At 42.5% G+C, this 24,136-nt stretch carries 25 protein-coding genes; all 25 read left to right on the forward strand.

Annotated features, from left to right (window positions below; all coding sequences use genetic code 11):
* Positions 1-88: 88 nt before the first annotated feature.
* The 25 genes from upp to HM131_RS04250 all read left to right on the forward strand — a co-directional run bounded on the left by upp (position 89) and on the right by HM131_RS04250 (position 24,134).
* Positions 89-721: a uracil phosphoribosyltransferase gene (upp, locus tag HM131_RS04130; RefSeq protein WP_085028241.1), complete on the forward strand. Its 633-nt coding sequence runs from the start codon at positions 89-91 to the stop codon at positions 719-721.
* 59 nt (positions 722-780) lie between these two features.
* Positions 781-1,929, forward strand: coding sequence for a non-hydrolyzing UDP-N-acetylglucosamine 2-epimerase (gene wecB, locus HM131_RS04135; RefSeq protein WP_085028243.1), 1,149 nt, complete (start codon positions 781-783; stop codon positions 1,927-1,929).
* A 95-nt stretch (positions 1,930-2,024) separates the two neighbouring features.
* The gene (locus HM131_RS04140; RefSeq protein ID WP_085028244.1) at positions 2,025-4,172 is read left to right on the forward strand and encodes a S8 family serine peptidase; all 2,148 of its coding nucleotides are present in this window, start codon (positions 2,025-2,027) and stop codon (positions 4,170-4,172) included.
* Positions 4,173-4,439: 267 nt separating this feature from the next.
* Positions 4,440-4,658: an AtpZ/AtpI family protein gene (locus HM131_RS04145; protein WP_085028246.1), complete on the forward strand. Its 219-nt coding sequence runs from the start codon at positions 4,440-4,442 to the stop codon at positions 4,656-4,658.
* Between the two features lies 1 nt (position 4,659).
* Positions 4,660-5,046, forward strand: coding sequence for an ATP synthase subunit I (locus HM131_RS04150; protein WP_085028248.1), 387 nt, complete (start codon positions 4,660-4,662; stop codon positions 5,044-5,046).
* A gap of 24 nt (positions 5,047-5,070) precedes the next feature.
* Positions 5,071-5,793 (forward strand): F0F1 ATP synthase subunit A, encoded by a 723-nt coding sequence (gene atpB / locus HM131_RS04155; RefSeq protein WP_085028250.1) that lies wholly within the window; start codon positions 5,071-5,073, stop codon positions 5,791-5,793.
* A gap of 40 nt (positions 5,794-5,833) precedes the next feature.
* Positions 5,834-6,049, forward strand: coding sequence for a F0F1 ATP synthase subunit C (atpE, locus tag HM131_RS04160; protein WP_085028252.1), 216 nt, complete (start codon positions 5,834-5,836; stop codon positions 6,047-6,049).
* A gap of 167 nt (positions 6,050-6,216) precedes the next feature.
* Complete coding sequence (locus tag HM131_RS04165; protein ID WP_085028254.1) at positions 6,217-6,741, forward strand: F0F1 ATP synthase subunit B; 525 nt, start codon at positions 6,217-6,219, stop codon at positions 6,739-6,741.
* Positions 6,738-7,277: a F0F1 ATP synthase subunit delta gene (locus HM131_RS04170; protein WP_085028257.1), complete on the forward strand. Its 540-nt coding sequence runs from the start codon at positions 6,738-6,740 to the stop codon at positions 7,275-7,277. Before HM131_RS04165 ends, HM131_RS04170 begins: the two co-directional genes overlap by 4 nt.
* Before the next feature lie 21 nt (positions 7,278-7,298).
* Positions 7,299-8,807: a F0F1 ATP synthase subunit alpha gene (gene atpA, locus HM131_RS04175; protein ID WP_085028259.1), complete on the forward strand. Its 1,509-nt coding sequence runs from the start codon at positions 7,299-7,301 to the stop codon at positions 8,805-8,807.
* 215 nt (positions 8,808-9,022) lie between these two features.
* Positions 9,023-9,880, forward strand: coding sequence for a F0F1 ATP synthase subunit gamma (locus HM131_RS04180; RefSeq protein WP_085028261.1), 858 nt, complete (start codon positions 9,023-9,025; stop codon positions 9,878-9,880).
* Positions 9,881-9,918: 38 nt separating this feature from the next.
* Positions 9,919-11,331 (forward strand): F0F1 ATP synthase subunit beta, encoded by a 1,413-nt coding sequence (gene atpD / locus HM131_RS04185; protein WP_085028263.1) that lies wholly within the window; start codon positions 9,919-9,921, stop codon positions 11,329-11,331.
* A gap of 195 nt (positions 11,332-11,526) precedes the next feature.
* Positions 11,527-11,931 carry a F0F1 ATP synthase subunit epsilon gene (locus HM131_RS04190; RefSeq protein ID WP_085028266.1) on the forward strand — a complete coding sequence of 135 codons (405 nt, stop codon included), beginning with the start codon at positions 11,527-11,529 and terminating at the stop codon, positions 11,929-11,931.
* A 216-nt stretch (positions 11,932-12,147) separates the two neighbouring features.
* A complete protein-coding gene (locus HM131_RS04195) occupies positions 12,148-12,381 on the forward strand; it encodes a DUF1146 family protein (RefSeq protein ID WP_085028268.1) in 234 nt (77 codons plus the stop codon).
* Positions 12,382-12,481: 100 nt separating this feature from the next.
* Positions 12,482-13,192 (forward strand): YwmB family TATA-box binding protein, encoded by a 711-nt coding sequence (locus HM131_RS04200; RefSeq protein ID WP_085028270.1) that lies wholly within the window; start codon positions 12,482-12,484, stop codon positions 13,190-13,192.
* A gap of 34 nt (positions 13,193-13,226) precedes the next feature.
* Complete coding sequence (gene murA / locus HM131_RS04205; RefSeq protein ID WP_085028272.1) at positions 13,227-14,537, forward strand: UDP-N-acetylglucosamine 1-carboxyvinyltransferase; 1,311 nt, start codon at positions 13,227-13,229, stop codon at positions 14,535-14,537.
* 126 nt (positions 14,538-14,663) lie between these two features.
* The gene (gene spoIID, locus HM131_RS04210) at positions 14,664-15,698 is read left to right on the forward strand and encodes a stage II sporulation protein D (protein WP_085028274.1); all 1,035 of its coding nucleotides are present in this window, start codon (positions 14,664-14,666) and stop codon (positions 15,696-15,698) included.
* A 275-nt stretch (positions 15,699-15,973) separates the two neighbouring features.
* Positions 15,974-16,882: a stage II sporulation protein SpoIIQ gene (locus HM131_RS04215; RefSeq protein WP_232324867.1), complete on the forward strand. Its 909-nt coding sequence runs from the start codon at positions 15,974-15,976 to the stop codon at positions 16,880-16,882.
* Positions 16,883-17,131: 249 nt separating this feature from the next.
* On the forward strand, positions 17,132-17,413 hold the full coding sequence (gene spoIIID / locus HM131_RS04220; RefSeq protein ID WP_085028277.1) for a sporulation transcriptional regulator SpoIIID: 282 nt from the start codon (positions 17,132-17,134) through the stop codon (positions 17,411-17,413).
* Positions 17,414-17,696: 283 nt separating this feature from the next.
* Positions 17,697-18,695, forward strand: coding sequence for a rod shape-determining protein (mreB, locus tag HM131_RS04225; RefSeq protein ID WP_085028279.1), 999 nt, complete (start codon positions 17,697-17,699; stop codon positions 18,693-18,695).
* 36 nt (positions 18,696-18,731) lie between these two features.
* Positions 18,732-19,556 (forward strand): flagellar hook-basal body protein, encoded by an 825-nt coding sequence (locus HM131_RS04230; RefSeq protein ID WP_085028281.1) that lies wholly within the window; start codon positions 18,732-18,734, stop codon positions 19,554-19,556.
* 15 nt (positions 19,557-19,571) lie between these two features.
* A complete protein-coding gene (locus HM131_RS04235) occupies positions 19,572-20,396 on the forward strand; it encodes a flagellar hook-basal body protein (RefSeq protein WP_332308728.1) in 825 nt (274 codons plus the stop codon).
* 20 nt (positions 20,397-20,416) lie between these two features.
* Complete coding sequence (locus HM131_RS04240) at positions 20,417-20,761, forward strand: DNA-directed RNA polymerase subunit beta (protein ID WP_085028283.1); 345 nt, start codon at positions 20,417-20,419, stop codon at positions 20,759-20,761.
* Between the two features lie 957 nt (positions 20,762-21,718).
* Entirely contained in the window at positions 21,719-23,056 is a 1,338-nt protein-coding gene (locus HM131_RS04245) for an FAD-dependent oxidoreductase (protein WP_085028285.1), read from the forward strand.
* Complete coding sequence (locus HM131_RS04250; protein WP_085028287.1) at positions 23,049-24,134, forward strand: class I SAM-dependent methyltransferase; 1,086 nt, start codon at positions 23,049-23,051, stop codon at positions 24,132-24,134. The genes HM131_RS04245 and HM131_RS04250 overlap by 8 nt, the downstream gene beginning before the upstream one ends.
* Positions 24,135-24,136: the final 2 nt, after the last annotated feature.

Consider the following 24,136-nt stretch of genomic DNA (forward strand, 5'->3'; position numbering starts at 1 on the left):
CAAGATTTACTAGCTGGATTGGGTTGCAGGTGAACTTGATTTTAAGTACAATTTAAAGGATGCAAACTATGAGAAGGAGTGATCGGCAATGGGAAAAGTTTATGTATTGGACCATCCGTTGATTCAGCACAAATTGACGTACATACGGAAAAAGGAAACAGGAACGAAAGATTTTCGCGAACTCGTTGATGAAGTAGCCGCTTTAATGGCATTTGAAATTACTCGAGACCTACCATTGGAAGAGGTTGAAATCGATACCCCTGTCGTGCAGGAAGCGAAAGCGAAAGTATTGACAGGAAAGAAAATTGGACTAGTCCCTATTCTACGTGCTGGCCTTGGTATGATTGACGGTATTGTTCAATTGATTCCTGCAGCCAAAATCGGACATGTCGGCCTTTACCGTGACCCTGAAACATTGAAACCGGTAGAGTACTATGTCAAACTCCCTAGTGATATAGAAGAACGTGAATTGATTGTAATTGACCCTATGCTGGCGACTGGTGGTTCTGCTAATGAAGCCATCCATTCATTGAAAAAACGTGGAGCACGCCAAATTCGCCTCATGTGTTTAGTTGCAGCTCCTGAAGGGGTCGAAGCTGTTCAGGAAGAGCACCCTGACGTTGATATCTATCTAGCTGCTCTTGATGAGAAGCTGAATGAAAAAGGATACATCGTTCCAGGCCTTGGAGACGCAGGCGACCGATTATACGGAACTAAGTAAAATTAAAAGTGAAAGCGACCGATTGAATAAATAACTTTCCTCTTAAAGGAGGCCATTCAGTGTCTGAACCAATCAAAGTAATGACGATATTTGGGACAAGGCCGGAAGCCATTAAAATGGCACCACTTGTTCTAGAACTTAAGAAACGTCCCGAACAATTCGAACCAATTGTAGCCGTAACCGCCCAACACCGCGAAATGTTGGATCAGGTTTTATCCATTTTCGATATTGAACCAGACTTCGATTTAGATATTATGAAATCTCGCCAAACTCTTGCACAAGTTACGACACGTGCACTGGAAGGGCTTGACCAGGTCATGAGTGAAACGAAGCCGGATGTTGTGTTGGTTCACGGAGATACGACGACAACATTCGCCGCTTCTTTAGCCGCTTATTATAATCAGATTCCTGTTGGGCATGTGGAAGCAGGGTTAAGAACTTGGGACAAGTATTCTCCATACCCAGAAGAGATGAATCGCCAGCTGACTGGTGTCATGGCAGATCTTCACTTTGCTCCAACGAACAAATCTCGTGATAACCTTCTCGCTGAAAATAAACCGGAGGATCACATTTTTGTAACAGGTAATACAGCGATCGACGCTCTTCAAACGACTGTGAACGAAGACTATACTTCTGAGGTTCTAAACGAGGTTGGTGACAAACGACTCGTTCTTATGACTGCTCACCGTCGTGAGAATCTTGGTAATAATATGAAGCAAATGTTCAGAGCAATCAAGCGCCTCGTTCAGGAGCACGAAGACATTCAAGTTGTCTATCCTGTCCACCTGAATCCTGTGGTGAAAGAGACAGCGGATGAGATTCTAGGGAATGATGATCGGATTAAGTTGATCGATCCTCTTGATGTTATTGACTTTCATAACTTCGCATCCCGCGCTCACTTGATTTTGACTGATTCAGGAGGAGTACAAGAAGAGGCACCTTCTTTAGGTGTTCCAGTGCTAGTGCTTCGCGATACTACAGAACGTCCGGAAGGTATTGAAGCAGGTACGCTCAAGCTTGCGGGTACAGAGGAAGACCACATCTTCCACTTAGCTCATGAGCTTTTGTCTGATGACTCCAAGCATCAGGAAATGGCGAAGGCTTCAAACCCGTATGGTGATGGCAAGGCATCCGCACGTATTGCTGAAGCGATCCGTTATTTCTTTAAGCAGCGTGAGGATAAACCCGCACCATTTGAAATTGAATAAAAGAAAAAGCCAAGCCATTTTTTAGAGGCTTGGCTTTTTCTATATGCATAGCTCATTACATTCCTCGCAAACTAAGTAAAAAAAGAGGTCTGGTTATGCGTAGAGTTATGATATGTATGCTAGTGGTGATTTTATGTTCAGGCTTTCGTTCTCCAGAACTAAATGAAGAAGTGACGATTATCGTTGAAATTGAAGAATCAGTCGATGACTTTGTAAATCATATACAATCAAGGATTCCCCGGTTGGAAGTCGTAGCTCAATATAACACGATCTTTAATGGAGCAGCTATAAAAGGAACGGTTGGTGAATTAGAGAAGCTTGCCAGGCTGGACACGGTTGTTCAGCAATATCCGGTAAAAACTTATCGTACCATGATTAATGATGCTCCTTCTTTTTCCACAGACATGTTACGGCAGCGTTATGATCTTCCATTCACAGGAAAAGGTGTGAAAGTCGGGGTCATTGATACAGGAATAGATTATACTCATCCTGATTTAGCAGGTGCTTACCGCGGAGGCTTTGATATGGTTGATTTTGATGAAGACCCAATGGAGACACAAGGGGAAGGTGAAACCATGCATGGCACCCATGTAGCTGGAGTAATTGCGGCCAATGGAAAAATGAAGGGAATTGCACCTGAGGCTGAATTGTATGCTTATCGAGCCCTTGGACCAGGCGGAGTCGGTTCATCGGTACAAGTGATTGCAGCGATTGAAGAAGCGGTAGAGGACGGGGTGGATGTGATCAACTTGTCCCTGGGGAATGATGTAAATGGTCCTGACTGGCCCACTTCCCATGCAGTCAATAAAGCCATAGAACTAGGAACTACAGTTGTGGTTGCCGCAGGGAACTCTGGACCACAACCATGGACAGTAGGTTCTCCAGCTACTTCAACAAATGCCATCACTGTAGGAGCATCTTCTATGGAAGGGGAAGTACCGCTTCTTACTATTCCAGGAGAACGCAAGCAAGTACCGGTTACTGTTCTACTCGGTTCCTTACCGTGGGAGTTAAATAAAAAATATCCTATTATGATGGCTGGTAAAGGGTTGGATGAACTGGATCATGCAAGAGGAAAAATCGCCTTGTTTGAAAGAGGGGAGATCTCTTTTACAGAGAAAGCTATAAAAGCCTATCAAGCAGGTGCCGCAGCCGTCATCATCTATAATAACGAAGAAGGCATTTTCCAAGGAGCTTTAGAAGAAAAACTGCCTATTCCAGTTGCTAGTGTATCGAAAGAAGATGGCGAATGGCTTAAGTCTGAAGCAGTTGAAGCGCAACAATGGGTAAATACTATCCATCAATCAACGGATGAAGGAATCGCACTTTTTAGTTCGCGCGGTCCTGTAACAACGAGCTGGGAGGTAAAGCCAGACCTGGTTGCTCCCGGAGTCAACATATTTAGTACTGTTCCAGGAGGTTATCAGCCTCTTCAAGGAACAAGTATGGCGGCACCTCATGTGGCTGGGGTAGTCGCACTAATGCTCGAAGCACATCCTGACTGGACTCCGGAAGAAGTTAAAGCCTCTTTGCTGTCTTCTGCCGATGTCATGCCAGTGCAAAAACATATGTATGATCCTACAGAACAAGGGAGTGGCTTGGTAGACATATCAGAATCAATACATCCTGAACTGGTGATTGAATCAGGAGCTTTGGAATTCGGTCGTGTAAAGGATGAGTTCTTCAGAAAACAATTGCCAATAAAGGTAAAGAACACAACGAACGAACAGATGGAGATTCATTTTGAAAGACCAGCGACGGAAAGCGGAGTTTCGTGGCGGCTTCCTTCTACTATTTCGCTAGCTCCAGGAGAGTCAAAAGAAGAGCGCGTAGAACTCCAATTATCTAAGGCATTTATAAAGGATGGCGTTCATCAGGGATATGTAAAGCTTGAGAGTGGAGGTGAAACTTATCATCTTCCTTATTTATACCTGAAGGAAGATGCGTCTTACGAAAAAATAACAGGCTTTGAATTGAATCAAAATCCAGATCGTGAAAAGTCTATCTCCTATCGTTTCCACCTTACAGAGAAAGTAGAAAAAGTCACTGTGGATTTATACAGAGCAGGAACCATGCTGTTCCAGGGACAGTTAGTCGAAATTGATCAACCAGAACCTGGACTTGTAGAAGGGAAAATAACAAAACCATCGTTTGATATGGATGGACCATATATTGCCGTTGTCAATGTGACCATCTCAAATGAAAAAGAATCGTACACCTTTCCTGTTCATTTTAGTGAGTAATGAGCGCCTCAGGTCATCCGGAATTCGGAGGTTCTGGGGCGTTTTCTTGTTTAAAATAATCCGTTTATGTAGAATAATAGTTGGCCCCAGCAAAAATGTGACAAAAATGTGATCGAAAAGTGTCATTCATTTGTATTTTTGCTCACAAACTCATTGACATCAAATGACCCCTATTGTATTCTTACATAGGATGGAATGATAAGGTTTTCATATAAGGGAAACTAAAGGTTTAGAACCTATTCCCTACCTTAAAGTGAGTGAGAAAAAATGAAACGTTCTAAGCCACCATTCCAGGCTATGGCGCTCACTAGCGCAATTGTTTCTCAATTAGCCGGCGGACCTTTAGCTGGGGTATTTATTGGGAAGTGGATCGATAGCCATTTTTCCACAGCACCCACATTCTTAATCATAGGACTTTTCCTTGGATTAGGAGCAGGTACATATGGAACCATTCGTTTAGTACGTTCGTACTCGGGAGACGATTAACATGATAGATTATCAACAGATGATATCCCGCCAACGGAAATGGATGTTCTACCTTTTAGCATTGCTCGTACTAGGGTGGGGGTTTACTCCATGGAAACCTGTTTTCCTTGGCCTTCTATTAGGATCGATTCTTAGTTTTTATAACCTTTGGACGATGCAAAGAAAAATCTCCAAGCTAGGTGAACATTCCACAGACCTTGACACATCTAAATCAAATAAGCGCAAACCAAATATTGGTACGTTTACACGATTAGCCACAGGGGCTCTAGCAGCCGTTATTGCACTTCAATTCGAAGAACATTTCCACATTATTTCAGTAGTATTGGGCCTAATGACAGCCTATTTTGTCATTTTTATAGACTACCTGTTGAAACATTTAACAGAATAGCACGATGGAAGAGAGGTGAACAGAATGAATCACGAAGCACCGATGCTGGAAAATGCGTTAGGTATCGAATGGTTAGACTTTAACCTTTCCAACGTATTGATGATGCTGATTGCTTCAATCATTGTTTTTATTGTTGCTGTTGCAGCAACACGAAGTTTGGAACGACGTCCAAAAGGTTTTCAAAACTTTATGGAGTGGCTCATTGACTTTGTGAAAGGAATTATTGGTTCTAACATGGACTGGAAAGTAGGGAGACTATTTCTACCATTAGGATTAACTCTCTTCACATATATCTTTGTGTCTAACATGTTAGGGGTAGTCACAATCTTTGCGCCACACGATGTTCTATGGTGGAAATCACCGACATCTGATCCAGGTATTACTTTAACCCTGGCTGTTATGGTTGTTGTTCTCACCAATTATTACGGGGTGAAATTGAGAGGGGGCAATGAAGTCGCCAAAGACTTTGCACGCCCATTACCATTTTTACTTCCATTTAAGATTATTGAGGAGTTCTCTAATACGTTGACGCTGGGTCTTCGACTTTACGGGAACATCTATGCCGGTGAGATCCTGCTAGGTCTGTTGGCAGGAATAGCTTCTGCTGGTGTCCTTGGCTTCTTGGGAGGAGTTATCCCAATGTTGGCATGGCAAGCATTTAGTACATTTGTAGGCTTTATCCAAGCATTTATTTTCACAATGTTGACAATGGTTTATATGTCTCACAAAGTGAGTTCTGACCATTAATAAATAACAAATTTTTAATATATTTGAGGAGGAATTTAACATGGGTCTAATTGCAGCGGCAATTGCAGTAGGTCTTGCAGCAGTAGGTGCAGGTATTGGTAACGGTTTAATCGTAGGTAGAACAGTAGAAGGGATTGCTCGTCAACCTGAATTGCGCGGCGTTCTTCAAACAACAATGTTCATTGGTGTTGCACTAGTAGAGGCACTTCCAATCATTGGTGTCGTAATTGCATTTATTGTAATGGGTCAGGGTTAATAAAGATTTACTTAAAAGAGATGGCGAAGCGGAAGTTTCCTTCGCCATTTCTCTACATCAGCCAACAAATGTTTACCCATTCTTTGAGATTTAAAACTTCGACTTAAACCTTTAAGCCGGGTTTTTGTTATGTATAGCCCCATTTAGGGTCGAAAGGAGTGAGCAAGGTGCAAACTTTTACTAATACATTGGTTCTTGGAGCTGGAGGCGGCTTGAACGTCGGCGATATGCTCGTCCAATTAGTACTTTTCATTGTTCTCTTAGCATTACTTAAGAAATTTGCCTGGGGACCTTTCATGAAAATGATGAAAGAGCGTGAAGACTATATTTCCAATGAAATTGACACGGCGGAAAAGAGCCGTGAGGAAGCACACCGCATGCAGCGTGAGGCTTCAGAAGAGTTGAAAAAGACAAGGCAAGATGCACAGAAGATTATTGAGGATGCACGTAAGACAGCTGCTCAACAGGAACAATCTATTATTGAATCTGCTCGATCAGAAGCAGACCGCATGAAAGACTCTGCTAAACAAGAGATTGTTCAAGAGAAGGAGAAAGCAATTCAGTCACTTAAAGATCAAGTTGCTTCCATGTCTGTCATGATCGCGTCTAAAGTTATTGAGAAAGAGTTGTCTCAAAAGGATCAAGATCAGCTGATCCAGCAATACATTGATGAAGCAGGCGAAAAACGATGAGTGGATCTATCGTTGCAAAGCGCTATGCGCAAGCCCTTTTTCAACTCGCTGAGGAACATCTGAAAGTCGATCAAATCGCAGAAGAATTAAATGTCGTGAAAGACGTTTTCGGTAAGAATCCTTCCGTTTATACATTTCTAAAGCATCCAAAAGTTACGACTGAAGATAAGAAACGTGTGGTTGCTAAATCATTTCAGGCTTTATCAGCTGAGGTATTGAACACGTTGAAGCTCATCGTAGACCGTCATAGAGAAGACATTATCTTTGATATGATCAACGAATATATGTCTAAGATCGCTGACAAAAAAGGTGTAGCTGAAGCAACGGTTTACTCTGTACGTGAATTATCTGATAAAGAAAAAGAGCAAATCTCTAAAGTATTTGCTCCCAAAGTAGGAAAGCAATCCTTGAACATTACTAATATGATTGATTCTTCATTGCTCGGCGGTATCCGCGTGAGAATAGGGAATCGAATTTTCGATGGTTCAGTCAGCGGTAAATTAAACCGTCTGGAACGTGAACTAGTATCGAAATAAAGATGATAGGGGTGAAATAGCATGAGCATCAAAGCTGAAGAAATCAGTGCGCTGATTAAGCAGCAAATTGAAAACTATGAGACTGAAATAGAAGTCAAAGATGTCGGTACAGTTATCGAAGTTGGTGACGGTATCGCACGTGCTCATGGTCTTGACAATGTCATGGCTGGAGAGCTAGTAGAATTTTCGAATGGTGTTATGGGTCTGGCACAGAACTTAGAGGAGAATAACGTAGGTCTTGTCATCCTTGGGCCATATACAGATATTAAAGAAGGCGACGAAGTACGTCGTACGGGACGCATCATGCAAGTTCCAGTAGGAGAAGAACTTTTGGGACGTGTAGTAAATCCACTGGGACAACCAGTTGATGGCATGGGTCCAATGGAAACGACCAAAACTCGTCCGATCGAATCACCAGCACCAGGTGTTATGGATCGTAAATCAGTTGATGAGCCACTTCAAACAGGAATCAAAGCGATCGACGCTCTTGTTCCAATTGGACGTGGACAGCGTGAATTGATCATCGGAGACCGTCAGACAGGTAAAACTTCCGTTGCAATTGATGCGATTTTGAACCAGCATGACCAGGATATGATTTGTATCTATGTGGCTATTGGTCAAAAAGAATCTACCGTTCGTGGAACTGTAGAAACGTTACGTCGCCACGGAGCTCTGGATTACACAATTGTTGTAACAGCAAGTGCTTCTCAACCGGCTCCACTACTTTACCTTGCACCGTATGCAGGTGTATCCATGGGTGAAGACTTTATGTACAACGGCAAGCACGTACTTGTCGTATACGATGACCTTTCTAAGCAGGCAGCCGCTTATCGTGAGCTTTCCTTGCTACTGCGTCGTCCACCAGGTCGTGAAGCTTTCCCGGGAGACGTTTTCTACTTGCACTCTCGCTTGCTAGAGCGTGCCGCTAAATTGAGTGACGCAAAAGGTGGAGGTTCACTGACTGCACTTCCATTCGTTGAAACTCAGGCAGGTGACATCTCTGCTTATATCCCAACTAACGTTATCTCCATTACAGATGGACAGATATTCTTGCAATCCGACTTGTTCTTCTCAGGTGTACGACCAGCCATCAACGCCGGTTTATCGGTATCACGTGTTGGAGGATCTGCACAAATTAAAGCAATGAAGAAGGTTGCCGGTACATTGCGTCTTGACTTAGCCTCTTACCGTGAGTTGGAAGCATTCGCTCAGTTCGGTTCTGATCTGGATAAGTCAACACAAGCAAAATTAAACCGTGGTGCCCGTACTGTAGAAGTACTTAAACAAGGGTTGCACCAACCTCTAGCTGTTGAAAAACAAGTTATGATTATTTATGCCTTAACAAAAGGTTTCCTTGATGATGTTCCAGTTGATGATATCACTCGTTTCGAGTCCGAATTCCATAACTGGTTGGAAAATAACCGTAAAGAACTTCTATCTCAGATTCGCGAAACTGGAAAACTGGCTGAAGATGAAGACATGAGCGGTGCTGTTAAAGAATTCAAGAAAACTTTTGTAATTTCTGAGTAATTTCGAAGCCGGATTAAGATGAAGTTCGACTAAGAACGCAACGTCCTGTTGCAACGTCGAACTGACCCTCGTCCTGAGGGCCAAAGTGCGTAGAGGCGACTGGTCAGCGACGTTGAAGAGGTTTAACGATCTCTTTTGTCGCTGAAGTCGTAACAAGAGCCGGATTTATCATAATTGGGTATTTATGAACCAGCTAGAAAGGGTGGTGAAACAGCGTGGCATCCCTTAGAGATATTAAAGGACGGATTACTTCAACTAAGAAAACGAAACAGATCACGAAAGCAATGGAGATGGTTTCAGCATCCAAGCTGAACCGTGCAGAGCAAAATGCAAAATCCTTCGTTCCTTATAGTGATAAGATTCAGGAAGTTGTAACGAACATTGCGGCAGGTACTAGCAGCAGGCACCCAATGCTTCAAGCCCGTGAAGTGAAACGCAGAGGTTATCTCGTCATCACTTCAGATAGAGGTTTAGCAGGTGCTTACAACAGCAGTATCTTACGTAAGGTTTACCAACGAATTCGTGAGAAGCACACTTCTGCTGATGAGTACAAAATTATCACAATCGGTCGTATTGGACGTGACTTTTTCCGTAAACGTAATATTCCGGTAGATAAGGATATTACAGGCCTGTCTGACCAGCCGAACTTTGCGGATATAAAGGATATCGCATCCGAAACGGTTCAAATGTTCACAGACGAAGAAATTGATGAACTATACATTTATTACAATCACTACGTCAGTGCGATCACACAAGAAGTAACTGAAAGAAAAGTTCTGCCATTAAGTGATGTAAGTAAGGATAAAGCTGCGTCAGGTTCTTATGAATATGAACCAAGTGAAGAGCAGATTTTGGACGTATTACTACCACAATACGCTGAAAGCTTAATTTACGGAGCTTTACTTGATGGGAAGGCTAGTGAACACGCGGCTCGAATGACGGCTATGAAGAGTGCTACAGATAATGCTGATGAATTAATTGGTGATCTAACACTCTCTTATAACCGTGCACGTCAAGCTGCCATCACTCAAGAGATTACAGAAATTGTCGGCGGAGCAGCTGCCTTAGAATAGTAATTTCTGACTCGAAAAGTTAGTTAGGAGGGAAATGAATGAGTAATGGACGCGTAACTCAAATCATGGGACCCGTTGTAGACGTAACGTTCGATGACGGTCATCTCCCTGATATTAATAACGCATTGCGTGTAATTTATAATGCACGAACAGAAGACGAAAAAAGCGTCGACCTAACATTGGAAGTTGCCCTGCACCTAGGTGACAATACAGTACGTACAGTTGCTATGTCATCTACAGATGGTGTAATGCGTGGTACATCAGTAACGGACACAGGTAAGCCGATTTCTGTACCAGTAGGAGAAGCAACACTAGGGCGTGTCTTCAACGTAGAAGGAAATAACATTGATTTAGATGAGCCGCTTGGTGATGATGTCCGTCGTGACCCTATTCACCGTGAGGCACCAAAATTCGAAAACTTGGCTACAGAAACGGAGATTCTGGAAACAGGAATCAAGGTTGTAGACTTGTTAGCCCCTTATGTAAAAGGTGGTAAAATCGGACTGTTCGGTGGAGCCGGTGTTGGTAAAACCGTACTAATTCAGGAGCTTATCAACAACATCGCTCAAGAGCACGGCGGTATCTCTGTATTTGCCGGTGTGGGTGAGCGTACGCGTGAAGGTAACGACCTTTATTGGGAAATGACAGATTCCGGCGTTATCAAGAAAACAGCAATGGTATTCGGTCAGATGAACGAGCCGCCTGGAGCACGAATGCGTGTTGCCCTGTCCGGTCTGACAATGGCAGAATACTTCCGTGATGAACAAGGACAGGACGTATTGTTCTTCATTGATAATATCTTCCGTTTCACACAGGGCGGTCTTGAAGTATCAGCCCTTCTTGGACGTATGCCGTCAGCTGTTGGTTACCAGCCGACTCTAGCGACAGAAATGGGTCAGCTGCAAGAGCGAATCACTTCAACAGACAAAGGTTCCGTAACATCGATCCAGGCCATTTACGTTCCTGCCGATGACTATACAGACCCAGCGCCAGCAACAACGTTTGCTCACTTAGATGCGACGACCAACCTTGAGCGTAAACTATCTGAGCAAGGGATCTACCCGGCCGTAGACCCGCTGGCTTCTACGTCTCGTGCCCTTGACCCGGACATTGTTGGAGATGAACACTATGAAGTAGCGCGTGAAGTACAGCGTACACTTCAACGCTATAAAGAACTTCAGGATATCATTGCGATCTTGGGTATGGATGAGCTTTCTGATGAAGACAAGTTGACTGTTTCACGTGCTCGCCGCGTACAATTCTTCTTGTCACAGAACTTCCACGTGGCTGAACAGTTCACGGGTCAACCTGGTTCTTATGTGCCTGTTTCAGAAACAGTTAAAGGCTTCAAGGAAATCCTTGACGGCAAATACGATGACATTCCTGAAGATGCGTTCCGCCTAGTTGGACGTATTGAAGAAGTTGTTGAAAAATCAAAACAAATGCAATAACAATTAAAGCAGAAGTATTTTAGGAAATAAGAACCTTGTACCACTAAAGGGATGCCTCATTGAAGTTAATGAGCATTAGGCTTTGATCCTTGAGTACTGTAGCTAGCCATACAAGCAAAAGCACCTTAAGTCTTGTAGTAAAGTGAATGCCGGGTTGATCCCGGCTCTTCACTATAGCCAAAGGAGGAAATGGTTATGAGCACACTAACGGTGAGTGTTGTCACTCCTGATGGCCCGGTATTGGAAGATGCATTTGAAATGGTTAGTTGTAAGGCTGAAAGTGGAGAGCTTGGTATTTTGCCAGGTCACATTCCAATGGTAGCTCCACTTACAATCAGCGCGGTTCGACTAAAAGGTGAAGGCAAATCTGATCGTATCGCAGTCAGTGGCGGTTTCTTAGAAGTTCGGCCTGACAAGGTAACAATCCTAGCACAGTCAGCTGAAAAACCTTCCGAAATTGATATAGATCGTGCCAGAAAAGCCAAAGAACGTGCAGAAAGACGCCTTCAAGATAAACAAGCCGACATAGATTTCAAACGGGCTGAATTGGCCCTCAAACGAGCCATCAATCGTTTGGATGTATTCGAAAATAACTTTTAAACTGCTTTCATTTTGAGAGCAGTTTTTTTCGTGGTAAACAAAATCCGTCAGCAAAACACGGTAAATGGTAAATAATCTTGTCATTATTGCCCGGGAAATGAGAAATTAGTGATTTCCTATGTCATCTATTGTTTAAAAATAGGTAAGAGATGGTATAGAAAGGTATAGCAGGATAATTCATTTCTGTGCTTTGCGTTATTAGAAAAGGGGTTCATCATGGATCAATATTTTGCTGAAGAAGCTATTTTAAGTATGACATCTCATTTGATTTTTATTGTAATCACGTGGAGGGTGCTGTTAGCAGTTAATTTCGATGCGTTTTTCCGGAAAAATAAAGTGTTTGAAGCAAGGGTATTGCTTATTTTTATTACCATTGCATTAGGAACAACAGTCAGCAATTTCTTCTTAGATTTTATTGGCTGGTCCAACAGTTTAGTCTACTTGTTTTAAACAAATGAGCAAATGTCTAATGTTGTTAGGAATTGTTTCGTATGAGAGTTGTCTTCTCAGGTCACACTTATAGTAAGTAAATGCTTGGGGAGGCATTCAAATGAAGATGATAGGAACTGTTCTTACTGCTACAATTATTTTTTTGCTAGGTGCTTATCCACAGGAAATGTCTGCAGGCAAGGATTCAACCCTTGTGAAGTTTGCAGCTTTTGCTGAGGATGAGCAGCTTGAAGTGAACGAATGGAAAGTCACCATTAAACAGCCTTTCGAAAGGAAGGATCTTGAAGCAAGAAAAAACGAACTTATCTCATATTTCGATGAAACAGAGATTAAAACAGAGGATATGACAAATTCATCTAAAATCATCATAAAAAACACTCAGAAAAACACCATATTAAACGAAGTATTTATTTTGATCGTACCGAAAGAGAAAAGTATGAGAGCAGAAATGGTTTATGTAGCAAGTGGACAGGGAACATCTTCAATGTCACCAGCGAGCATGTCGAAGCCACAAGATGTAAAAAGTCGTTTCTTTGGAGAAAAAGTCAATATTTTCTCTTGTCTTAAGGCGAAGTCTAGTGGTATTATAGATGATGTTTTAGTGTATCAAAAATTCAAACAGACATTTAACATTCAACCAATAGACGAAGTAATTGAACACGGCTGGTCTAGCAGAACCGGATATACAAAAGAATGGGGACAAGCCATCCCTGTAGCTGGTGACCGTATGAACGTCCAGTTCGCTTCTAGAACTTTGGGCGGGGAGACAAACATCACTATTGGCACACCCATTATTACTGCTGAATATTAATAATAATGAATATGGACGCGGAGGAGAATGAACCTTGGAAAAAATCATCGTCCGTGGTGGGAGGCAGCTGAATGGTACTGTGAAAGCCGAAGGTGCCAAGAATGCCGTACTGCCTGTCATCGCAGCAAGTATTATTGCAAGTGAAGGAAAAAGCGTTTTGCACGAAGTACCTGCTTTAGCAGATGTCTATACGATCAATGAAGTGATCAGACATATGAATGCAGACGTAGAAGTTGATGGCAATACAGTAACCATTGATGCTTCTGGTGAATTGTCAACAGAAGCTCCAATAGAATATGTTCGTAAAATGCGCGCTTCTGTTCTCGTACTGGGACCGCTTTTGGCCCGCTATGGCCATGCTAAGGTTGCCCTGCCGGGAGGATGTGCCATTGGCTCACGCCCTATAGACCAGCACCTGAAAGGCTTTGAAGCTATGGGTGCCGAGGTGACAGTCGGAAATGGCTATATTGAAGCGGAAGTCAAAGGTCGCTTAAAGGGAGCCAAAATTTATTTCGATGTTCCTAGTGTCGGTGCTACAGAGAATGTCATGATGGCGGCTGCACTAGCCGACGGAAAGACAGTCCTTGAAAACTGTGCTAAGGAGCCTGAAATTGTAGATTTAGCGAACTATTTAAACAAAATGGGCGCTAAGATTGTAGGAGCTGGAACAGAAACGATCCGCATTGAAGGTGCAGAGAAATTAGTTGGTGCGACTCATACAATTATCCCTGACCGTGTTGAAGCTGGAACCTTTATGGTAGCAGCTGCGATCACTGGAGGGAATGTGCTCGTTAAAGGTGCAATGCCAGAGCACTTGCGTTCTGTTATTTCCAAAATGGAAGAAATGGGAGTCACGATTAAGGAAGAAGAAGAAGGATTGCGTGTGATCGGTCCTGATATCTTGAAAGCGACTGATATTAAGACAATGCCTCACCCAGGATTTCCTACGGATATGCAGTCTCAAATGATGGCGCTCATGCTTAACGCAGTAGGTACAAGTGTAATTACAGAAACTGTATTTGAAAATCGTTTTATGCATGTAGAAGAATTCCGTCGTATGAACGCAAATATGAAGATAGAAGGCCGCAGTGTTATTGTGGAAGGTCCATCTGCGCTTCAAGGAGCTGAGGTGGCAGCTACAGACTTGCGAGCTGGAGCAGCTTTAGTGTTAGCCGGACTAGTTGCTGACGGTTATACTCGAGTAACTGAATTAAAACACCTGGATCGCGGCTATGTAAACTTTACGGAAAAACTTGCTCAGCTAGGTGCAGATATTGAACGTGTTTTTGAAGGTGAATCCTACATCGAAGAGCAAGAAGCTAGTGAATCAGTTTCGACCTTATAATATACTCATCCAGTAGCTTGGTTGTTTCAATTTTTATTGAAATAACCGAGCTTTTTTAGTTCTATCATTTTTCCTTCTTGGATACATTTTAGTAGAGGGATCTACTATATGACCAGGAGGATGAGAATGAGAAGACAAAAATGGCTGGGACTAATCGTAGCAAGTGGCCTGTTTATGGCTATTCTTATTATTCCAACACTAATCGTCGTACCGTTCATCGGCTCTAACGAAGTCAATGTAGTCCAGGAAGCCCCAAGCACAAAAGAGGAGAGTGCAGGAGAGCTTTCAGAAGACTTATCATCCTTTTCCATTCGTGTATTGAGGAGTGGATCTGGGGAAGTGGAGAAAGTGCCGTTAGAAACTTACGTGGCTCGTGTTGTAGCCTCTGAAATGCCAGCGACCTTTGAGATTGAAGCATTAAAAGCTCAAGCCTTGGCAGCCCGAACTTACATTACAAGGCATTTGGTACAGGAAAGTGCAGTTTCAAGCGAAGCTGATGTAACAGATACGGTTAATCACCAAGTGTACAAAAACGATCAAGAGTTGAGACAGCAATGGCAAGACCGGTATGCAGCGAACATGGAAAAAATTAATCAGGCTGTAAAAGCAACGGCTGGAGAGATCATCACGTATGAGCATCAGCCGATAACGGCAGCTTTCTTTTCAACAAGTAACGGTTACACAGAAAATGCTGAAGATTATTGGGAGGATGAAATTCCATATTTAAGAAGCGTGGAGAGTCCATGGGATGAAGCCTCACCAAAATTTGTAGATCAGAAAGTGGTATCTTTAGAAGAATTACAGTCAAGTTTAGGTGTGGCCCTTAATACAGACTTAAGGAATACTAAGATGACAAAAACGGAAGGAAACCGGGTAGAAAAAGTTGTGTTCGGTGAGCAGGCGTTCTCTGGAAGAGAGATTCGTGAGAAATTGAGTTTGCCTTCCAGTGACTTTACGATTCAGCAAAAAGGAGACCATGTCATCTTTACGACGAAAGGGTATGGTCATGGAGTTGGAATGAGTCAATATGGAGCGAATGGAATGGCTATGAATGGAAAGAGTTATAAAGATATTGTACACCACTATTATCAAAACACTGAGATCTCACCTATGAGTAAACAAACCGCATCACTCATGGAAGGTGAAAAGCCAGTAAATTAATAGGACCGCTTAAAGCGGTTCTTTTTTATTGTCTAGGAATTTATAATATTTTTGAGTCGTTAACTAAAGGTGTCATAGGACGTGCGGAACTTAGTTGACTATTGATTAAATAACTAAGTCAGGCACAAACCCTCTTTGCTACTTGGCTTAAGCCGGCGCGATGATTGGGATTTTGGTTCGTTAAGAAAATTTTTCCTTAAAATGTATAGAATTCCTCATAAGTGTTCAGAATGGTTTTTGAGGTGATGAACATGAGAGAGGAAGGTAAGAAAAGCGTGACTAAATTAAAGTTTAAACGCTTGATGCGTAAGAAGTGGTTGTATCCAGCTTTGTATTTGTCGGTAGCAGCATTAGTTCTTGTAGGAGTATTTTGGTATCAGCAAAGTGCGAATAACGTAGGTGAGGAAGTTGCTGAGCAGCCTAAATCTGAAGTTCAAAATGAGTTTTCAACTCTTGATAATGAACAACAAGATTCAATGGCGGTTATGGGGCAGGATGAAAACTTACAAATGCCTGTCGCTGATGAAAAAGCAGCTACCATTGTAACAAAATTCTATGATTACGACGCTTCAGAAGAAGATCAAGAAAGTGCACTGGTTCTATACAACAATAAGTACTATCAAAGTCAAGGTGTCGATATCACTAGAGAAGATGGGGAATCGTTCGAGGTTACCGCTGCTCTAAGTGGTAAGGTCACAGAAGTGAAGGAAGATCCATTGTACGGCAATGTGATTGAAATCACTCATGACAAAGATGTCACAACTGTATATGCTAGTCTAGATGATGTTCAAGTCCAAGCAGGATCAGAAGTTACTCAAGGTGATGTTCTAGGTGCAGCAGGGCAAAATTCATTCGGACAAGCTAGTGGCGTTCATGTACACTTCGAAGTTCGAAAAAATGGTGAGCCATTCAATCCTGAAAGCTTTTTTGGACAACCATTAAGCCAAATCAATGATAATGCGGAAGAAGGTTCTGAAACAGAAGGTGCACCAGAAGATGATGCAGCAGAAGAAAATGAAGCACCATCTCAAGATCCAGCTGATGAATCAGACCCGTCTGCCGAAGATAATCAAACAAACGAAGATGAACAACCAAATACAGAAGAAGATCCATCAGGTTCTGAAGATGAAGAACAAACACCTGATGAAGATAGCGCATCATCCATCTCTACAATTCAAACTTAAAAATGAGGGAGCTTTCCCTCATTTTTTTTGTGCCTAGAAATAAGCTGGATAGAAAGTTTCCCGTCTTCACTCTTACACATGTGGCATATCTTCACGGTTTTATTAATACAATGAGGATAACCGAGCACTCGGTAACATCCAGGGTGATCCAGCATGACAAACATCAAGAGTTAACCACCCACACATAAAAACATAAGCGCTTTCCTACGACCCACCCCCTTGGATAGTCAATCACAGGAGGCGAGTGGAGTGCATGATTACATCAAAGAGAGGACCATCAAGATTGGAGAGCACATTATCGAAACAAAAAAAACGGTGAGAGTGATCGCCAAAGAGTTTGGCGTTTCAAAAAGTACGGTTCATAAAGATTTGACGGAGAGACTCCCGGAGGTGAATCCAGAGCTGGCAAAAGAAGTGAAAAAAATCCTGGATTACCATAAGGAAATCCGGCATTTACGCGGCGGAGAAGCGACGAGACGGAAATATAAAGCACAGTTGTTAGACGAGAAGTCCGTTCAACCCCTTCACTGATACTTTAGATCCTCCTATTGTCAAAATTCCTCGATAAAGGTAACTTTTTTCATATTAGATGAGACGAATGTCGCAATACTGTGATAGAATATAGAATTAGATGTGTGAGTTTTTCAACTATACCGATAGCTATTTAAAGAATAGGGAAGACTAAATAGAAGGAGTAATTTCTCCTACCCCTTGAAGACATAGAAGGATTCAAAAGCTGCCCAGTGCAGGATTTGTGTCCTATTGTGTCTTTATGGGTATTTATGCTTTATACAATAGGGAGGATCTACAGGACATGTTTGCAAGAGATATAGGAATAGACCTTGGTACAGCAAATGTGCTGATACATGTGAAGGGTAAAGGGATTGTTCTAAATGAACCGTCAGTAGTTGCTATGGACCGTAACACTGGTAAAGTGCTTGAAGTAGGTGAGGAAGCTCGTCGGATGGTAGGCCGTACGCCGGGTAACATTGAAGCCATCCGCCCACTGAAAGATGGGGTCATTGCAGACTTCGATGTGACTGAAGCTATGCTCAAGCACTTTATCCAGAAAACAAATGTACGCGGATTCCTCTCGAAACCACGTATGTTGATTTGCTGTCCAACAAACATAACGAAAGTAGAGCAAAAAGCAATCAAAGAAGCTGCCGAAAAGTCAGGCGGTAAGAAAGTGTACTTAGAAGAAGAGCCGAAAATTGCTGCAATTGGTGCCGGGATGGATATCTTTCAACCAAGCGGTAATATGGTTGTGGACATCGGTGGAGGTACGACGGATGTGGCCGTCCTTTCAATGGGGGATATCGTAACCGCGTCGTCCATTAAAATGGCAGGAGATAAATTTGACTACGAAATTCTCCAATACATTAAAAAAGAATATAAGCTCCTGATTGGAGAGCGAACGGCTGAAAATATTAAAATTAGTGTAGCGACTGTATTCCCAGGGTCCCGCAATGAAGAAATTGAGATTCGAGGAAGAGACATGGTATCTGGTCTGCCAAGGACAATTTCTGTGAACTCTGCTGAAATAGAAAAGTCCCTTCGCGAATCGGTCCAGGTTATAGTTCAAGCTGCTAAGCAAGTACTGGAGCGTACGCCACCTGAATTATCCGCTGATATTATTGATCGGGGCGTTATTATGACAGGAGGCGGAGCCCTGCTTCATGGAATCGATCAACTATTAGCAGAAGAGTTGAAGGTTCCGGTATTAGTAGCAGAGTCTCCGATGGATTGTGTAGCATCTGGAACAGGTATCATGCTTGAGAATATTGATAAACGCATTTCTACGAAGTATTAAACGTTCTAGGATACTTAGAAAGAAGGAGCGATAACCTTGTTAAGAGGATTCTACACAGCTGCTTCCGGAATGATGGCTAATCAGAGGATGCAAGAAACGTCATCGAATAACATGGCTAATGCATACACTACAGGATATAAAGCCGATCAAGGCGCAATGAGGGCTTTTCCTGAGTTGTTGATTGAGCAAATGGGGACGAAGTCTTTACCTGTGTCAAAGGACTTGAAGTTACCTGTGAGTAGAGATGTAGGATCCCTTAATACTGGTGTTTATTTACAAGAAGCTGTTCCTGCATTTACTCAAGGAGATATAAAGGAAACGGGGATTGGAATGGATCTAGCCCTCGTACAAAAAACAACCCCTGATGAAAATGGGATGGTTTTTTTCAATGTCCAAAATGAGTCGGGGGAAATCCGTTATACCCGTAATGGGAATTTCACAGTAGATGGAGAAGGGTACTTAACAACGAATCAAGGATACTATGTGGTTGATCAAAATGGTGATCCTATCCAAACGGAAGGCATGGAGTTTGCCGTGTCTGTCGATGGAGATTTATCCACAGGTGGACAAGTCAATCCTTTAGGCCTCTCTTATAGTTCTAACAGCCAAGATATGGTGAAAGAAGGAAACGGATTATACCGCCCTGGAAGTGAGGGGGGAGTGCTCGCTGAAGTGCGTGGGAACCCTGAAGTAAGGGTTGAACTCAAGCAAGGCTTCCTCGAAAACTCTAACGTAGATCCTGCTCGAACCATGACAGAGATGATGAATACATATCGCTCATTTGAAATGAATCAACGTGTACTCAAAGCTTATGATCAAAGCATGCAAAAAGCGGTGACAGAGATAGCGAGACTACGCTAAGAGGAGTTGTCAGGATTGATTAATCGTTCCATGAGCCAAGCGGCCGTAACGATGGGGCAGCTACAAAGTAAGATGGATGTAATCGGACATAACTTATCGAATGTGAATACACATGGATACAAGAGTAAAACATCAAGTTTCTCTTCTCTGTTATATCAACAAATGGATAACTTATCGCATTATGAAGGAGAAGCAAACAGGTTAACCCATGATGGAGTGAGGCTTGGAACAGGAGCAAAGTTAGGCATTACGAATGTTGACCTCAGTCAGGGCAGCCTTCAAAATACAGGAAGAGCCTTAGATGTAGCATTGCTTGAGAACAATCACTTATTCGGATTACAAGTCCATACGGAAAATGGAATGGATATTCAATATACACGATCGGGCAATTTTTATTTAAACCAAATGGATGACGGTTCAATGATATTGACTAATTCCGATGGTTACCCCGTTATGGGCATAGATGGAAATGAAGTTCGAATAGAGAACGATTTCTCTGACATATCCATTGATAAGAACGGCAGGGTTGTAGTGACTCGAGGTGAAGGACAGTCAGTGGAAGCACAGTTAAATGTGGTTGAAGCTGTAAGACCTAGAACGCTTGAATCTGTTGGTAACAATCGATTTCGCCTACCAGATGGTGTCGCCGCAAATGAAGTAATCACAGACGTTGTTCCGCAAGATATTCAACTGCAGAGTGAGACGTTAGAAGCATCAAATGTGAACATCTCAAACCAAATGACCGATATGCTGATGGCGCAGCGGGCCTACCAATTCAATGCGAAGTCGATTTCGACAAGTGATCAGATGATGGGGCTTGTCAATCAACTGAGATCATAAATGTAAGGAGCTTGACGATCATGGCAACAGATCCTAATTCTAAAAGAAAGAATCTGACAAGAGAACAAAAGCGAAAAGCTTTGGACGAAGCAACGAAGCCGAAGGAAGCCAAGTCTAATACAACAAAGATCAAGCAGCCTAAAGAGGAAAAAGAAAAGGTTTCAAAAGAGGAACGTCCTAAGAAAGCCCGTAGACGGATTCTCCCTATTTGGCTACGCATCATTATTGTCCTTCTTCTTAGTGCACTTGCTTTAGTGTTAGGATTAATGGTTGGTTATGGTGTGCTTGGTGACGGCAAGCCTACAGATGCACTGAATTGGGAGACCTGGCAGCACATATGGGATATTGTCACCAAAACAGAATAAGCTCGTCCATTCATTATATGAAATGTACGGAAACGATATGAAAAGCATTGGTCATAGAAACCAATGCTTTTTTTGGTACATATTTTTCAAAATTCATTGTGTCAATAAGATATTAGAAAGCATCCTTCTTCTACCTTCCATTAACGCCTCCTTCCTGAAGGCTCATGTTCGAGACTTTCTGGGTCCGTTGCGTGATAAGTATTAGGGTTGGCTGGAAAACAACTCGCTTTCCTGCGGGGGAACTGGCAAGCCTCCTCGTTCGCTGCGCTCTCTGTGGGGTCTCGCCTAGATCCTTCTCCCGCGGGAGTCTCGCTGTTTTCCACCCACCCCATCTATTCTGTAGTGAACGGACCAACAATAGGAATGATAGGGCTCTATCAACTTAGAGCCCATAAAGTTTATTGAATAGGAATAAGACACGCGTGTACAGTTAAGTACATTACTGGACTGATATACCGGAACTTGACGATATTTCCCGATTTCGCTGATCCAGACTAAATGCTGGTATATAGAAGAATTCTGACCAATTGAGCTCTAGCAATCTTATGTATGATCTTCTTGATGGCGGAGATGCTTTTCCAACTTAACTTCTTCATTTTGTGTTTCCGTTATTCCAAACAATCGGAAGGAGGTCCGGGAAATGGCGAGACTCCTGTGGGATGAGCATGACAGGTGAGACCCCGGAGAGCGATAGCTCGAGAAGGCTCAGCGCATGCCCCGCGGAAAGCGAGTCATTTCCCGGACCTCCTATTTCTATCCCTGGTAACGGAAAGGTTCAAATACCTATTACCTTGTATTCGAGTCTTCCAATATTTTGCTATATATAGGAACAACTAAGAACACGTCGATAAGCTGTTAATAAAAGAAATCTTCCTAACTTATCCATATGTTTTCAAGTTATGGAATAGGGAATCTATTCGTAACAGAAATAATTACACAACGGGGGAGGGAGAGGAAATGAAGACGGACGTTTTTATTGCTGGGGGCGGTGTAGGTGGTTTAACTTTAGCGGCTAAACTTGCCAGTCGCGGTGTCCATGTGACTATAGCGGAGCAGCTAAAAAAAGAATCCCCCGTTTACAAAGGCGAGCTCTTACAACCTAAAACACTAGCGATTCTTGAGCGTCTCGGTGTGATTAATGAGATCGAAGGCTGTGGTCATCCCATTGATCAGTTACGATTTCAAGAAATAAACCGAATCCCTGAAAGTCCTCCAGAAGAAGTTAATCTGACTGAATTGAATTATAGTCGAGTAGCCAGCCGTTACGATCATGCCTTGATGGTGCCTCATGAAACAACAAAGTCGATCTTAAGAAAAAAAGGGGCATCCTACGACCAGTATTTTCATTATTTCCCAGGCGCCAGATTTTTAGGGTTTGAAAATGGCATGGCGAAAATCAAACAAAAAAAAGAGATTACTTATATCGAAGCAAAGGTCTATATTGGAGCCGAAGGCCGCAGTTCTCCTACTAGAGACGCAATGAATGTACAAGTAGAAAGAAAGGATTATAATCACCATTTTTTAACCGTCACCATACCAAGACCTGAAGACTTTACTAAGGGAAAAATCATTACGACCTCGAGTTGTTTTCTCGGCCTTTTCCCTCTCCCAGATAATGAAGTGCGGACGGTATTTCTAATTAAAGCTGGTGAGTACAAAAACATTAAGGAAAAAGGACTGGAATACTTATACCGTGCTTATAGTGAGTTGGAACCAGAGCTGACAGAAGGTGTTCGCAGCCTAAAGGAATGGAAAAAAGTTCAGTTAATGATTCCTTTTACTTATCACGTTGATCATTATTATTCAGGTAATCTAGCAATTATAGGTGATGCGGCTCATACGGTACATCCTATGGCAGGAGAAGGCATGAATTTAGCTGTTCAGGATGCTGACGTGTTGGGAGAGTTGCTTGCATGGTGCAAAGAAGAAGGAAAGCCTTATCATGAGTATCTTCACTATTATGAAGACGTTCGCAAGCCGCGTGTAGAATTTTTGCTTCAGCTTAGTCATTTATCTGCACTCGTTTATTCTTTTAGAAATGAATGGTGGAGGAAGCTTCGGATGAATGCTGTGCAGCGCATATTGGACGATGATCAGCTACATGTGAAACAGATGTTAAATATTTCTGGTTTAGGTCGCTGGGACTTCACTCTGATCGATAGAGCTGTTCAAGGGGGAGTGCTTCCCGCCAGAAAAAAACAAATCTCTGCTGAAACCCAGAGAAATTTCTTATTCTCTGAAGCAGAAGACTATCCCTGGAAAGAACGATATAGAAAGGATGGGTCACATGAATGAATGGGTAACGGCGATGCAGGCGAGGAAGTGGATGAAGAAAAATGAGTCTTTTTTACCTAGCTGGCATGCTTATGTAGGCTCAGAACTTGGTTTATTCAGTGAATTCGAGAGTGCCAGAACTGTAGAAGCTGTCAGTGAGAAGACAGGTTATCCTTATGATCTGCTCGCTTCCTGGGTAAAAGTAGGGGTGGCTGTGAAACATTTGAAAAAAAGACCGAACAGCAGATACCGGACTTCTAAAAGGCGCTGTGCCTCTCTAATGGGTAAGGATGACTCTCCAGGAGTAAAAGCCCTCTTAAAAGAAATGATGGAGCTTCATCTGCCGACGATGCTAAAGTACCCTGAAATTATGAGATCACAGGAAAGGGCGTTATTCGATCACGAATTACACGGTGGAGTAGTGGCAGAAACATCTGCATTACTTGAACATTTTGCCATTAAGAAAATTAAAAAGATGATCCGAGACCGCAATGTAGAAACAATAATCGATTTGGGGTGCGGTCATGGAGGATATTTAAGAAAGCTTGCGTTAGAATTCCCTGAAATCCAGATGATTGGTGTGGATTTGAACAATAAAGTAATTGAAAGAGCGAGAGAGCTGTCTGAGGGCTTTTCAAACATTGAGTATGTAGTTGGTGACATTAGTGAATGGAAGCCTAAGGACGACCACAAAGCGGATGTTGTACTGCTTCACAACATATTCCACTATATCCATCCTGAGGCCCGACATCAACTTTTGGATCACATCCATCAATATGTGAGCAAAAGGGGGCTGGTTTCTGTCATTACTCCTATCAATGAAACAGAACATGGGGAAGCTTTCTCATCAGCTTTTAATAGCTTCTTTGTAGCCCATTCAAACCTTTTTGCTTTGCCAAATAAAAAAGAGCTTCAGGAAATCTCTGAGCACTGCCAATTCGATATGTTTGATTTAGACCCTATTGTCAAGGAAGGATCCTGGTACACATTCTGGCTGAGCCCAAGTGCTCCAGTCAAAGAAATGAGACATACAAAAATGGCTGGAAGTTCTGAACAGACGATTGCTTCTCAGCAAAAGGAATACATCAGATCCTCTTAAGA

This window comes from Halobacillus mangrovi (assembly GCF_002097535.1).
GTDB lineage: Bacteria > Bacillota > Bacilli > Bacillales > Halobacillaceae > Halobacillus > Halobacillus mangrovi_A.

Coding starts and splice junctions, on each gene's coding strand:
- HM131_RS04195 (WP_085028268.1), top strand. CDS start 12,148: ATGGATCAATATTTTGCTGAAGAAGCTATTTTAAGTATGACATCTCAT.
- spoIID (WP_085028274.1), top strand. CDS start 14,664: ATGAGAAGACAAAAATGGCTGGGACTAATCGTAGCAAGTGGCCTGTTT.
- HM131_RS04150 (WP_085028248.1), top strand. CDS start 4,660: ATGATAGATTATCAACAGATGATATCCCGCCAACGGAAATGGATGTTC.
- HM131_RS04240 (WP_085028283.1), top strand. CDS start 20,417: ATGGCAACAGATCCTAATTCTAAAAGAAAGAATCTGACAAGAGAACAA.
- HM131_RS04200 (WP_085028270.1), top strand. CDS start 12,482: ATGAAGATGATAGGAACTGTTCTTACTGCTACAATTATTTTTTTGCTA.
- HM131_RS04190 (WP_085028266.1), top strand. CDS start 11,527: ATGAGCACACTAACGGTGAGTGTTGTCACTCCTGATGGCCCGGTATTG.
- atpA (WP_085028259.1), top strand. CDS start 7,299: ATGAGCATCAAAGCTGAAGAAATCAGTGCGCTGATTAAGCAGCAAATT.
- HM131_RS04245 (WP_085028285.1), top strand. CDS start 21,719: ATGAAGACGGACGTTTTTATTGCTGGGGGCGGTGTAGGTGGTTTAACT.
- mreB (WP_085028279.1), top strand. CDS start 17,697: ATGTTTGCAAGAGATATAGGAATAGACCTTGGTACAGCAAATGTGCTG.
- atpE (WP_085028252.1), top strand. CDS start 5,834: ATGGGTCTAATTGCAGCGGCAATTGCAGTAGGTCTTGCAGCAGTAGGT.
- upp (WP_085028241.1), top strand. CDS start 89: ATGGGAAAAGTTTATGTATTGGACCATCCGTTGATTCAGCACAAATTG.
- HM131_RS04140 (WP_085028244.1), top strand. CDS start 2,025: ATGCGTAGAGTTATGATATGTATGCTAGTGGTGATTTTATGTTCAGGC.
- HM131_RS04170 (WP_085028257.1), top strand. CDS start 6,738: ATGAGTGGATCTATCGTTGCAAAGCGCTATGCGCAAGCCCTTTTTCAA.
- HM131_RS04250 (WP_085028287.1), top strand. CDS start 23,049: ATGAATGAATGGGTAACGGCGATGCAGGCGAGGAAGTGGATGAAGAAA.
- atpD (WP_085028263.1), top strand. CDS start 9,919: ATGAGTAATGGACGCGTAACTCAAATCATGGGACCCGTTGTAGACGTA.
- HM131_RS04145 (WP_085028246.1), top strand. CDS start 4,440: ATGAAACGTTCTAAGCCACCATTCCAGGCTATGGCGCTCACTAGCGCA.
- atpB (WP_085028250.1), top strand. CDS start 5,071: ATGAATCACGAAGCACCGATGCTGGAAAATGCGTTAGGTATCGAATGG.